This window comes from Nitratifractor salsuginis DSM 16511, assembly GCF_000186245.1.
Lineage (GTDB): Bacteria > Campylobacterota > Campylobacteria > Campylobacterales > Sulfurovaceae > Nitratifractor > Nitratifractor salsuginis.
This window is the reverse complement of record NC_014935.1, coordinates 612,832-625,764: the sequence shown is the minus strand read 5'-3', so window position 1 is coordinate 625,764 and position 12,933 is coordinate 612,832. Positions and strand designations below refer to the sequence as shown.

Genomic DNA, 12,933 nt, shown 5'->3' with positions numbered 1-12,933 from the left:
GACACGATATTTTTTAAAACTTTTTCCAAAAGGAGAGACTCAGTAAAACATAGACCGTATAGCACTCCAGACGCCCGATGATCATCCCGATGGAGAGAATGATCTTGTCGATATCACTGAAGAATCCGAAGTTATCCGCCGGGCCGACCTGGGCGAAGCCGGGGCCGATATTGCCCACGATCGCCAGCGCCCCCGAAATGGAGGTCATCGCGTCAAATCCCCGGCCGTAGAGGTAAAGGGAGAGCAGTACATTGGTGAAGATGTAGAGAATGAAAAAGCCGAAGGTGGAAGCGATGACATTCTCCTTGAGCTTGTTGCCGTCCACATAGACGGCGATGAGCGCCCTGGGATGGAGGATCCGCTTGAGCTCGGCGAAGAGGGTCTTGATGATTACCACGTAGCGGATCACCTTGACCCCTCCGGCGGTGGAGCCGGCGTTTCCGCCTACGAGCATCGCCAGGAAGATCAAAGCGATGGCGGGATGGCCCCAGACCCCGTAGTTGGTGGAGGCGAAACCGGTCGTCGTCATCACCGAAGCGACTGTGAAAAAGGAGTGGGTCGCCGAGAACCAGAGCTGAGCCGAATCGTCGATCTCGTGGGTGAGGGTCAAAAAGATGGAAAGAACAAAAAAGACGATCAGATACCAGCGCACCTCTTCACTCTTGTATCCGCTGAAATCCCGGTAGAGCAGGCGCAGATGGGCGAGGAAGTTGATCCCGGCGAGGAGCATAAAGACCGTCGTCACCCAGATGATGGCATCGCTGTGAAAGCCCCCCAGGGAATCGTTTTTGGTCGAAAAGCCTCCTGTGGAGAGGGTCGAGAAGGCGTGGTTGAGGGCATCGAACCAGTTCATCCCCAAAAATTTCAACAGCAGCATATCGAGGATCGTCAACCCCAGATAGATCCCCCAGAGGCTCAGCGCCGTATCCTTGATCTTGGGGCGGAGCTTTTCGATCTGAATCCCCGTCGATTCGGCTTTGAAGAGGCTAAGGCTGCCGGAGGGGTTGATCATAGAGAGCAGTCCCACGCCCAGGACGATGATCCCCATTCCTCCCATCCAGTGCATCAGACTCCGATGAAAGAGAATGAAGTGGGGCAGCGACTCGATATCGCTGTAGACCGTCGCCCCGGTGGTGGTAAAACCGCTGACCGCTTCGAAAAAGGCTGAAGCAGGAGAGACATAGGTATAGAGCCACAGGGGAATCCCCCCGCCAATCCCCAAAAGGATCCAGAGTAGATTGACCGAAAGGATGCTTTCACGGATCTTCAAATCCACCTTGTGATTTTTCAGGATGAAAAAGATTCCCGCATTGATGAGAAAGAAGATCGTCAAAAAGAGCATCAATTTATCCACAGGCTCTTCGTAGTAGATCGCTACCGGGATCTCCGTGGCGAAAAAGGCTCCCACCGCCATACCGATGAGGGCCAGGACTTTGAAGATACTCTTAAAGTCCATGGAACCACTGCTCCAGTTTTTCCGTCTCCTCTTCGTGGGCGAAGGCGATCAGCACATCTTCGGCCATCAGCTTCATCGCTTCGGTAAAGCGGATCATCTCCTTTTCCCGGATCAGATAGAGCAAAGCCTCTCCCGTGCTTCGGTAGGGCTTGATCTTTTTTCCTTCCAAAACGGAGCCCGGAAAAACCTTGCGTAGGAGGATGACCCCCCGTCCGCCGCAATATTTCCGCTCAGTCACCACATGGCTGGAGTGGATCCGCTCGACGATCGTATGATAGGCACTCATCTTGGGCCCCCGCACGACCACCAGGCCCAGGCTGTGCATCAGGTTGTAGTACTCCATCTCGTTGTTGACGGCCACCACCTTTTGAATCCCGTGCTCTTTGGCTTCGAGGCATTTGATGATATTGTATTCGTCGTTGCCCGTCGCCGCGATCAGCATATCGGCATGGGCCAATCCCTCCTCTTCGAAGAGCTCCGCCGTCCCGTATTTGCAGCTCAGGGTCATCACTTCACCCTCCAGAGCTTCATCGGCGATATGGCACTGCTTGAGATCCTCTTCGACGAGCTTGACCTCTTTGCCGTGTTCGATCAGTTTCCGGGCGATGGAGATCCCCAGATCCCCGCCGCCGAAGACGACACAGCGCTCGATACTCTCGGGAGCTTCCACCTCCAGGCGGGGACAGAGGGCTTTGATCCGCTCTTCATCCCCAAAAAGATAGACCAGATCGCCGGTTTTTACTTCGGCACTGCCCCCTTCGGGGATGAAAAACTCCTTCTCCCGCTCCACGCCCACCACGGCAAAGCCCTCCGGCTCCAGCGTCAGCAACTCCGCCTCCACACTGACACGAAGAGAGATGAGTTTCAGAGGAGTGTAGGCGAAGCTCTTGACATTGTTGGCCCGAGGATAGGCGAAGAGCTGCTCTACAGTATTGGAGGTCAACTCCAGGGGGAAGACCGCTTCGTCGATCCCCAGCTTTTCCCGGATGGAGCTCTTGGCGAAAAACTCGTTGCGCAGGCGGATGAATTTGCGCTTGACTTCAATGGTATCCCCGGCGATCAGCGTGGAGATAAGGTTGGCTTCATCCATATCGGTCACGGCGATGAAGAGATCTGCCTCCTTGTCGATCAGTTTCCGATAGGTTCTGGGGTCTTCAATATCCCCGTTGACCGGAAGAATATCGAGACTCTCCTGGAGCCGAGCCAACGCTTCGGCATTCCGGTCGATGACCGTAACATTGTGAACAGGGGAGAGCGTACGTGCCAGGTTGTAGCCGACCTTGCCGGCTCCGGCGATAATGATATCCATTCAAGGACTCCTAAAAGGATTTCACGAGCTCAATTATTATAGCACTCGGGACGTAAACAGGGATTGTTTCAGATCATCCCAGGTACTCTCGATCTCCCGGTAGCCCGCGTCGATCGCCTCGTCGATCCGGTCAAAGTCAAAAAGCCCCATTCCGGCAACTCCCTTCACCTCCAGATAGGCGTGTGCCAACTCCCGGGAGGGGCGGATATTGGAGTTGAGCATAATCATCAGGGAGCGCATCAGCAGTGAGCGGAAATTTCCAGGGGGCTCTCCTTCGAGGGGATTGACATTGATCGCCAGCACCGGGGCATCGAAATCCAGAAGCGGCTTTACCGGCAGATTGTCGCTGAAGCCCCCGTCGATATACCACTCCTCCCCGATCTTCCGGGGCCCGAAGATCGGGATCAGCGCCGAAGAGGCGACGACATTGGCGATGGGGTCCCCTGTGCTCAGATAACGGGTCTGCGCCCGGTCCAATCCGGTCACGCAGGTGAAACAGGGGATCGACAGCTCTGCATAATCCAGTGTGCCCAGAGCTTCGCGCAGCCGCTCCTCGACCCCGTCGAGGGAAAAGAGCCCCGGTTTACCCCCCAGGCGGAAGAGATCCCGCCGGCGGATCGAACGCAAAAACGCTTCGATCTGTCGACTCTCCCACCCCGCCGCGCTCAAGAGGGCCATCACCGATCCGGCGCTGCTGCCCGAGACCGCCCGGACCCTCACCCCCTGCTCTTCCAAAAAGCGCAAAACCCCTATCTGAGCTGCCGCCCGCAAGGCTCCTCCGCTAAAACAAAGCGATAGCTCCATCTCAATCCTCCAAAGCTTCGATCTTTTGCCGGCGCCGACGCTCCAGCTCCTCTCCCAGGGCTTTGCCCCGGAAGCCCCGGGCCATCAGCTCCCGCGGCGTCACTCCGATTTCAAAGGCGGACTCCCAAACCCCCAAACGCTTTGCTGCCTCCCGCACCTGTGGATAGCAGGCCAGGGGTGAATGTTTCACCCCCTCTTTCCGGGCCAGGTCGGCGACGAAAGAGAGGGGAACTTTCGGGGGCAGCTTGGGGAGCCTCTCCAGAGCCCGGCGGTAGCGATTGGGCGCATCGACGGCGTCCAAAATCTTCCCGATCGGCACAGCAGAATGCTGAGCGTAGATCGCCAAAAAACAGTAGGGGCGGATTCCCTCCGGCGCCTGGGCCGGATAGCGGGCCATCTTCCGGGCGGCGGCGAAAAAGGCGGCCCGGTCCAATCCCTGCCCCCAGAGCTTTTGAGAAATTTCCATCGATTCCAGAGCATAAAGGCCATAGTGCAACCAGACTCCCCCAAACATCTTCCCAAACTCCCCGAAGATCCTCGCCCCCGGCAGATCGCCCAGATCAACCCCCCGGCAGAGTCGGCACGTTCCCTCCTCGATCCGAAAGCCCAGCCGCGCCGCGAACTGCATCCCCCGCAACACCCGCAAAGAATCCTCCACGAAAGTTTCGGGATCGACACAGCGCAGCCGTTTCGCCTCCAGATCCTCCAGACCGCCCCAGTAGTCGAGGATCTTCCCCTCTTGCAGGTCATACATCAGCGCATTGACGGTAAAGTCCCGCCGCCGGGTCGCCTCCCGCTCATCGAAGGCCGGCTCCACGGCAAAGCCCCGATGCCCCTCGGCCACCTTGCGCTCCCGCCTTGGCAGCGCGATATCCAGGTCTCCGTATTTATAGACAAAAAAGCTCTTCCCCACTCCCGAGGCCCCCAGCCGCTCCATCGCCTCTTCGAAACGTGGCAGCTCCAGTCCATAGACTTCCAGATCCACATCCTTCACCGGCCGCCCCAGCAGCCGATCCCGCACCGCACCCCCCACGATCCGGCAGCGGGCGCTGTAATGCGTAGAGAGAAAGTGCTCTACCTCGTGGATCTGTTTTTGAAGTTTGTGGGGGAAAGGAGTGAGGAAATCGGGGGCTCGGAGAGTGGTCATTGGTTATCGATCATTGGGGGATTTGGTAGCTCGCTCAGGCATAAAACTTTCATACGACCATTATAACAACAAAAAGCATCCAGCGTGCGTGGGGCGCACCCTACAGATGTTTCGAAAATGAGCTATAAGTCCAATGTTCAGGATGGACAACGTAGCCATGTTTGACCGGATTGTGATACATATAGCGGATTTTTTCAAAAAATCCTTTTCGTTGCGGATGGTATGTTCGAAAAAACGCTTTTGCCAGATCGGTTTGAGCCGCCGCCTGTATCGGCTGGCTGACTGTGCCATGTGCACGTAATGTTTCGGATCACAATATTGGCTGAAGTACCGTTTGATTGTCGAAATGATAGCAGGATATTCATCTGCACGTTTTGAAGTGATGATCATATGAAAATGGTCGGGCAGGATGACGATAGCGTCGATGCGATAATCGAAGCATTCTTTGCTGTAGGCAAATGCACAGCGAAGCAGAGAAAGATTGTCGATGAGAATTGGATTTCTCCGATAAGTGACAATTGTCAAATAGTAGCTGTATCCATCCAGAAAAACGCGTCGATAATTTGCCATCTCAAAAGCATATCAGGCTCAATGGACATGGAGAGAAAATATGGCGAAATGACCCGTAGGGTGCGCCGTGCGCACCGAATCGAATGACATCTGCCGAATAGTCGTCGGAAATGGCTGAGGGCGATCGTGTGATCTTTTATTCCGGGTAATTGAACCGTTCATTCAGTACGGCGTCTTTCATCCAGCGTGCGCGGGGCGCACCCTACAATTATTTCGCCGCGTAATCGGCAATGATGCTTCCCATCTCGGAAGTGCTCACCACCTCTTTGGCGTCGAAGGCGGCGATATCCTGGGTGCGGTAGCCTTCGGCCAGGGCCTTTTTGATGGCGGTGTCAATCCGGTCGGCCGCACTCTCTTCGCCCAGGGCGTAGCGAAGCATCATACTGGCGCTGGCGATGGTGGCGATGGGGTTGGCGATCCCCTGGCCGGCGATGTCGGGGGCGGAGCCGTGGATCGGCTCGAAGAGGCCCACCCCTTCTCCGGTGCTGGCACTGGGCAGCAGGCCGATGGAGCCGCTGAGCATACTGGCGGCATCGGAAAGGATGTCGCCGAAGATGTTGCCGGTGAGGATCACGTCGAACTGCTTGGGATCCCGGATCAACTGCATGGCGGCGTTGTCCACATACATATGGCTCAGCTCCACCTCGGGGTAATCCCTGTGCACCTCTTCGACGATGTCCCGCCAGAATTGGCTCACTTCCAGGACATTGGCCTTGTCCACGGAGCAGACCCGCTTGTCCCGCTTCATTGCGATCTCGAAGGCCACCTTGGCGATCCGCTCCACCTCGGGGCGGGTATAGACCATCGTGTTGTAGGCTTTCTCTTCGCCGTACTCTCTGGGCTGGCCGAAGTAGATCCCGCCGGTGAGCTCCCGGACCACCATAATATCTACGCCTTTGACCACTTCGGGCTTGAGGGTCGAGGCGTTGATCAGCTCGTCATAGACTGTAGCGGGGCGGAGGTTGGCGAAGGTCCCCATCGCTTTGCGAAGACCCAGCAGGCCGCTCTCGGGGCGCAGATGGCGCTCCAGCGTATCCCACTTGGGGCCGCCGATGGCGCCGAAGAGCACGGCGTCGACCTTCTTGACCCCCTGGATCGTCTCCTCGGGCAGGGGCACACCCGTCTCGTCGATGGCGGCACCCCCGAGCAAAAACTCTTCGTAATCGAAATTGATCTGCTCTACCGATGCGACGGCGTCGAGCACCTTGATCGCCTCATCCACGATCTCGGGGCCGATCCCGTCTCCTTTGATCACTCCGATTTTGTAACTGCGCATCATGCGTTCTCCTTGGCTGCCAACTCTCTTTTGGCGTATTCGATCAATCCGCCGGCATCCACCAGCTCCTGCATAAATTCGGGAATGGGGTTGAACTTGTAGTGCTTGCCGGTGGTCTCGTCGATCACTTCCCCCTTCTCCATATCAATCCGGACGATGTCCCCTTCGTTGATCTCGTCCGCTTCGGGCAGCTCGAAGATGGGCAGCCCCATATTGAAGGCGTTGCGGTAAAAGATCCGCGCGAAAGTCGGGGCGATCACCGCGGCGATCCCGGCGGCCTTGAGGGCGATGGGGGCGTGCTCCCGGCTGGACCCGCAGCCGAAGTTCTCTCCGGCGACGATGATATCCCCGGGCTCCATCTTGCTCACAAATTCCGGATCGGCATCCTCCATCACGTGTTTAGCCAGCTCCGACGGTTCGCTGGTATTGAGGTATCGGGCGGCGATGATCAGGTCGGTGTCGATATTGTCGCCGAATTTCCAGGCTTTTCCTCGCACTTGCTATCCTTTTTTGGGAGAAAGTTCCCCCGAAAATTTTCGCGATTATAGCCAAAAAGAGGCCGGGGCTCTCTAAAAGAGACGGGGCTTCCACGCCCGCTTTTGACTCCGAATGCCATTTTTCCAGGCCCGGGAGGGGGAATCTGTTATAATCGGCAAAATCGGATCCAAGGTCTTGTGAAGGGTGAAATGTCAGGGTGAAACGATTCAAGTGGCTCATCGGTATTGTCGCACTGATCTTTTTGGCACTGCTGGGCTTCTATCTCTACCACACCCGATCGACCCATCCGATCCACCCACCTGCGGCCGCATCCACGAAGCCTTCCCCATCACGTCCAAAACCCGAAAGCCCAAACCAGGGCAACCCCTCTACACCCCAGGCGCCGCCGCGCCACAGCGCGAGCCGGCAAGAGCTTCCCCCCGTCAGCCCCGCCCGGCTCCGCGAATTCGACCAACCCGAGACCCTTCCTCCTCTCATCCATATCCCCCAGGGCGACCGCACAAAGATCTACGACTCCCTGCGCCGACAGGGGCTTCCCCTCTGGATCTCCGATCTACTCTTTCTCCTCCCTTCCCGGGTCACCCCCGGCTGGATCCGCCTCCAACATCCCGTCTCCCTCCAGGAGTTTTTCAGCCGTATCAACGACTTTCCCCGGGAAAAGACCCGCCGGGTCGTGATGTACAGCGGGGACAGCCTGGAGGATTTCATTAGGCAACTCTCCCGACAGGCTCGCCTCGACCCCAAAGCCCTTTATGAGGAGTATTTTCGTTTCAGCCCCTATCTCGACGGCGGGATCCTGGCGGGATACTATCGCCTCCCCTACCGCCTGAGCCCGGGGCCGGCTATGGCTTATTTGACTGAAAAGAGCGAAGAGACCTTCCGGAAACTGAGCGAGCAGTATCTCGGCCGCTACGATCCGGCAGAGTTCCGGCGCTACCTCATCATAGCTTCGATCATCCAGCGCGAAACGTGGCATCCCGAGGAGATGCCCAGGATCGCCGCCGTGATCTACAACCGCCTCAAACGCAATATGAAACTCCAACTCGACGCCACCCTCAACTACGGCCCCTGGTCCCACAAAAAGGTCACCCCCGAGCGGATCCGCCGCGACAAGAGCCGCTTCAACACCTACCGTCACCACGGCCTGCCCCCTTCCCCGCTGGGCAGCGTCACCCCCGCCGCCCTCAAAGCGGCCCTGGCCCCGGCCAAAAGCGGGGACCTCTACTTCGTCAAAGGCCCCAATGGACGCCACCTCTTCAGCGCCAGCTACGCCGATCATCTCAGGATCATCTCCCGGCTCAAAGCCCTTCACTCCCCGGCGCCGGTGAAAAAGAGCGAAGGGAATGAAACGAACTCCTCGGCCCAAATTGGCTATAATCTCCTCCAAACAAACCCGAAAAATCTCGATAAAAACGGAACGCCATGAGCCAGTCACACGATGTTTATATCCCCACCCCTTCCCCCTTTGACCCGGATGAACTGGGCCACTTCGGAATCTTCGGCGGACGCTATGTCCCCGAAACCCTGATGCCGGTCCTGGAGTCCCTCAAAAAAGATTACGAAGCGGTCCGCTTCGATCCCGAATTCTGGAAAGAGGTGGACTACTACTACAAAAACTACGTCGGCCGCCCCAGCGCCCTCTACTTCGCCGAAAACCTCTCAAAAGAGATCGGCGCGCGGATCTACCTCAAGCGCGAAGACCTCAACCACACGGGCGCGCACAAGATCAACCACACCGTCGCCCAGGCGATCCTGGCCAAGCGGCTGGGCAAAAAGAAGATCATCGCCGAGACGGGCGCAGGCCAGCACGGGGTGGCCACCGCCACCGTCGCCGCCCTGTTTGGCCTGGAGTGCGAAATTTTCATGGGAGCCAAGGACGTCGCCCGCCAGGAGCTCAACGTCTTCCGGATGAAGCTCCTGGGCGCCAAGGTCCACGCCGTGCAGAGCGGCTCCAAGACCCTCAAAGACGCTATGAACGACGCCATCCGCCATTGGGTCACCCACGCCCGGGATACCTTCTACGTCATCGGTACCGTCGCCGGCCCCCACCCCTATCCGATGATGATTCGGGATATCCAGAGCATCATCGGCTGGGAAGCCAAACGCCAGATCCTCGAAGCCGAAGGACGCCTGCCTGACAAGGTGATTGCCTGCATCGGCGGGGGTTCCAACGCCATCGGGATCTTCAACCATTTCCTCGAAGAGGAGCAAACTGAGTGCATCGGCATCGAAGCGGGCGGCCTGGGGCTCGACTCCAAGCACGGCGCCAGCCTCGCCAAGGGGGCTCCGGGCGTGCTCCACGGCCAGATGAGCTACCTGCTCCAGGACGAGGACGGCCAGATCCTCGAAGCCCACTCCATCAGCGCCGGGCTGGATTACCCCGGCATCGGCCCCGAGCACGCCTGGCTCAAAGAGCTCGGCCGCGTCACCTACGACAACATCACCGACCAGGAAGCCCTCGACGCCTTCGTCTGGCTCAGCCAAAAAGAGGGGATCATCCCCGCCTTCGAGAGCTCCCACGCTGTTGCCTACCTCAAAAAGATGAATCCCGAAGAACTCCGGGGCAAGCTCGTGCTCATCAACCTCTCGGGACGGGGGGACAAGGATATGATCCAGGCGAAGGAACTTTTGGAGTTCTGACTCCAAAAGTTCCTTCGCAAGTCGCAAGCACGGGCCTTCGACCCTCAAGTCTCAAGTGTGGAGGAATGCCTTTATGAAGTGTGAAAATCTCGATGTTTGGAAACGCTCGGCTACATTGAGCAGTGAGCTTTATCTATATTTTCGTGAAAGCAAAGATTACGGCTTCAAAGACCAGATCACACGCTCGGGACTTTCCATTCCCAGCAATATCGCCGAAGGTGTCGAACGGAACTCGGATAAGGAGAGCATCCACTTTCTCGATATTGCTCAGGGCTCCTGTGCGGAATTGAAAACACAGATCTATATCGGTATGAAGATCGCGTATATTGACAAAGAGACCGGTAAAAAATGGATCGACGAGGTTGCCGCCGTCAACCGTATGATCGGCGGCCTGAAAAAGAGCATCATATCACAACTTGCGACGTGAGGCGGCAAAGCCGCCGTGCTTGCGACTTGCGACTATTTGACTGAAAGGAAAATTATGAAATTGATAAAGTTTTACGAAAAACTCCTCAACGAAATCGAAGCCGATATCGAAATCGTCATCGTCATCAACAAAAACTTCGACCAGCGTTTTGTGGACGAGGACAAGGAACTGCTGCAACAGGCCGGCTTCAGCGGGGATCAGGATGAGACCTGCCTGCTGGCGGAGAAGGGCAAGCTCTATGTGGGTGCCGACTCCATCAACAGCGCCGACATCCGCTCCGCCGCGGCCAACGCGGTGCGGGCCCTCAACGGCAAGGGCTATAAGATCGCCAAGATGGGGGCCTATATGAGCCATCCCTCCTGCACCGCTACCCTGCGTGCCCAAGCCGAGGGGCTGCTGCTGGGGGGCTACCGCTTCGAGCGCTACAAGAGCAAGCACACCGACAAACACCTCCACAAGGTTCGCATCTCCCTGGAGGAGTACAATGGCTACGCTCTGGATATCCCCGCCGCCCAGCGGGCCATCGACAAGGCGATCGTCAGCGCCGAGGCGACCAACTTCGTCCGGGATATCGTCAACACCGCTCCTGATGACTGCTATCCCGAAACGATGGCACAGATCGCCGCAGAGCTGGCACAGAAAGAATCTCGCCTGAACCTGGAGGTCCTGGGGCCCAAAGAGATGAGAGAGGAAGGCATGAACGCCCTGCTGGCCGTAGGACGTGCCAGCCGCCACGAACCCCGCCTCATCCACCTGAGCTACACCCCCAAAGAAACCCCCGTCGCCACCGTCAGCCTGATCGGCAAGGGACTGACCTACGACAGCGGCGGACTCAGCCTCAAGCCCTCCGACTTTATGGTGACGATGAAGGCTGACAAGAGCGGCGGCTCCGCCGTACTGGGGATCCTCAAGGCGGTAGCGGAGCTTCACCTGCCCATCGAGGTCCACGGATTCGTGGGTGCGGTGGAGAATATGATCGGCGGCGATGCCTACAAGCCCGATGACGTTTTGAAAGCCAAAAACGGCAAGACCATCGAAGTGCGCAACACCGACGCCGAGGGGCGCCTGGTCCTGGCGGATGTGCTCTGCTACGCCCAGGAGAAGGTCAAAGCCGACTACATCTTCGACCTGGCCACCCTCACGGGTGCTTGCGTGGTGGGCGTGGGTCAATACACCAGCGGCGTGATGGGCTTTGGCGCCGATCCGGTCAACCGCGTCCTCTACGCCGCCAACACCCTCAGCGGCGAACTGGCCACCAAACTGGATTTCAACCGCTTCCTGCGCAAAACGCTTAAAAGCGAGATCGCCGACATTTGCAACATCTCCAACACCCGCTACGGCGGCGCCATAACGGCGGGAATGTTCCTGGGGGAATTCATCGACGAGGATCACAAAGAGAAATGGGCCCACATCGACATCGCCGGCCCCGCTTTTGTGGAGCACGCCTGGGGAGAGAATCCCCACGGCGCCAGCGGTGCGGGGGTGAGGATGATGACACGCTTGCTGGAGAAGCTGGCGCGGGGGGATGCGCACGCGTAAGGGGTACTTAGTCAGGAACCATTATCGGCCCCTGTTCCCTATCTTTTGTTTCTATTGAAGCCAGTATCCCGGATTTTTATTTATTTTTTTGGGTAATGTATGGAGTGGCTGCATATGAAATACTCAAGTTGAATATAATTTTTGATACATATGAACTAAAGGCTTATCTCTTTTGATTATTAACCGCTTTTCTGATTCAGACAAGATATTAATTAAATAATCATCATACATTTTTTTATCTATAGCCAAATGGTTATATTTTTTATTTATAGAATCACCAATTTTAACTGCTCTATTCAAACTTGACCCGAAAAACATATTTCTATTATCTCTTTTGTGAATTTTTTTGAAAATCTTACTATAAGATAATCCTATACCAAAATCCAGAATTTTCAATCCAATATATTTCTTGTAATCTTCTTTTTGACATTGTAAGAAATTATCTAAAGAGTCTCTAAAAATTTTACCAGCTTCATATATCTTAAAACAAAATGGATTATGCAAATATGATTTGGCAGAAATATTGGCAGAAACATCATTATTTTTAATTATTATCATTATACCATCTCCCATATATTCTATAGCAGAAATTGTTTCTTTGTTAAAATACTTATTTACTTCAAAATTGATAAGGTTTTGATAGTCGTAAATTATTTCTGCTATTTTTTTTAGTATTTCATCATCAACTAATTTTGTATAATTTCTTAGATCTATATAAAATACACCTCCAAAAAATTCATTTTCCATAATTTATAAATTTATATCCCAGCTGCTAAATTAATTAGTATTAATAAAAAAAATATCACCAAGCAGGTTAATCCAATTTTAAAATAACTAGTTTTTTTGTCAAATATTATTTGAAGTTTTAGTCTTTCGTAAGATAATAATTTCAAAAAATCGTTATAACCCAAATTATTTATATTATTATAATATAGTTTTAAATTTTTACATTTTCTTGGAAAGAATAATTTTTTATCCAAATCATTATTAATGATCTCATTAACATTATACAATTCTATATCTGGATCAACTCTTGGAAGGACTACTCCATATACAAAAACTATTGCTGTACCCAATCCACACAGTATAGAAAGAGCCATTATAATTGAGATATTATCATTATTGATTTTAATTACAGCAAAAACCATCACTCCAATAAAAGCTATCAGTACATTTGATTTTATATCCATTGCTCTAATGTTACTAACCGCATCATCAATTGACTTATACATAAAGTCCAATTTTGCTTTTTCTGTATCTGTCATGA

At 54.6% G+C, this 12,933-nt stretch carries 13 protein-coding genes; 4 read left to right on the top strand and 9 right to left on the bottom strand.

What is annotated here, in order from left to right:
* Positions 1–13: 13 nt before the first annotated feature.
* The 7 genes from NITSA_RS03145 to NITSA_RS03115 all read right to left on the bottom strand — a co-directional run bounded on the left by NITSA_RS03145 (position 14) and on the right by NITSA_RS03115 (position 7,059).
* Positions 14–1,456, bottom strand: a complete 1,443-nt coding sequence (locus NITSA_RS03145; protein WP_013553583.1) for a TrkH family potassium uptake protein — start codon at positions 1,454–1,456, stop codon at positions 14–16.
* On the bottom strand, positions 1,446–2,765 hold the full coding sequence (locus tag NITSA_RS03140) for an NAD-binding protein (protein ID WP_013553582.1): 1,320 nt from the start codon (positions 2,763–2,765) through the stop codon (positions 1,446–1,448). Before NITSA_RS03140 ends, NITSA_RS03145 begins: the two co-directional genes overlap by 11 nt.
* Positions 2,766–2,801: 36 nt before the next feature.
* Positions 2,802–3,569, bottom strand: a complete 768-nt coding sequence (locus NITSA_RS03135; protein ID WP_013553581.1) for a patatin-like phospholipase family protein — start codon at positions 3,567–3,569, stop codon at positions 2,802–2,804.
* A gap of 1 nt (position 3,570) precedes the next feature.
* Positions 3,571–4,716: a tRNA nucleotidyltransferase/poly(A) polymerase family protein gene (locus NITSA_RS03130; RefSeq protein ID WP_013553580.1), complete on the bottom strand. Its 1,146-nt coding sequence runs from the start codon at positions 4,714–4,716 to the stop codon at positions 3,571–3,573.
* Positions 4,717–4,776: 60 nt separating this feature from the next.
* Complete coding sequence (locus NITSA_RS11060; protein WP_013553579.1) at positions 4,777–5,286, bottom strand: REP-associated tyrosine transposase; 510 nt, start codon at positions 5,284–5,286, stop codon at positions 4,777–4,779.
* A 208-nt stretch (positions 5,287–5,494) separates the two neighbouring features.
* On the bottom strand, positions 5,495–6,562 hold the full coding sequence (leuB, locus tag NITSA_RS03120; protein WP_042204148.1) for a 3-isopropylmalate dehydrogenase: 1,068 nt from the start codon (positions 6,560–6,562) through the stop codon (positions 5,495–5,497).
* Positions 6,562–7,059: a 3-isopropylmalate dehydratase small subunit gene (locus NITSA_RS03115; RefSeq protein WP_013553577.1), complete on the bottom strand. Its 498-nt coding sequence runs from the start codon at positions 7,057–7,059 to the stop codon at positions 6,562–6,564. The genes leuB and NITSA_RS03115 overlap by 1 nt, the downstream gene beginning before the upstream one ends.
* Positions 7,060–7,256: 197 nt before the next feature.
* On the opposite strand from NITSA_RS03115, the gene NITSA_RS03110 reads away from it, so the two are divergent.
* The 4 genes from NITSA_RS03110 (at position 7,257) to NITSA_RS03095 (ending at position 11,666) form a co-directional block, all read left to right on the top strand.
* A complete protein-coding gene (locus NITSA_RS03110) occupies positions 7,257–8,486 on the top strand; it encodes an endolytic transglycosylase MltG (RefSeq protein ID WP_013553576.1) in 1,230 nt (409 codons plus the stop codon).
* Positions 8,483–9,700, top strand: coding sequence for a tryptophan synthase subunit beta (trpB, locus tag NITSA_RS03105; RefSeq protein WP_013553575.1), 1,218 nt, complete (start codon positions 8,483–8,485; stop codon positions 9,698–9,700). Before NITSA_RS03110 ends, trpB begins: the two co-directional genes overlap by 4 nt.
* A gap of 73 nt (positions 9,701–9,773) precedes the next feature.
* A complete protein-coding gene (locus NITSA_RS03100; RefSeq protein WP_013553574.1) occupies positions 9,774–10,127 on the top strand; it encodes a four helix bundle protein in 354 nt (117 codons plus the stop codon).
* A gap of 54 nt (positions 10,128–10,181) precedes the next feature.
* The gene (locus tag NITSA_RS03095) at positions 10,182–11,666 is read left to right on the top strand and encodes a leucyl aminopeptidase (RefSeq protein WP_013553573.1); all 1,485 of its coding nucleotides are present in this window, start codon (positions 10,182–10,184) and stop codon (positions 11,664–11,666) included.
* Between the two features lie 123 nt (positions 11,667–11,789).
* Here the strand turns inward: NITSA_RS03095 and NITSA_RS03090 are convergent, their stop codons facing one another.
* Together NITSA_RS03090 and NITSA_RS03085 are read right to left on the bottom strand one after the other, a co-directional pair.
* Positions 11,790–12,413, bottom strand: coding sequence for a hypothetical protein (locus NITSA_RS03090; protein ID WP_013553572.1), 624 nt, complete (start codon positions 12,411–12,413; stop codon positions 11,790–11,792).
* An 11-nt stretch (positions 12,414–12,424) separates the two neighbouring features.
* A complete protein-coding gene (locus NITSA_RS03085) occupies positions 12,425–12,931 on the bottom strand; it encodes a Pycsar system effector family protein (RefSeq protein WP_013553571.1) in 507 nt (168 codons plus the stop codon).
* Positions 12,932–12,933 lie beyond the last annotated feature (2 nt).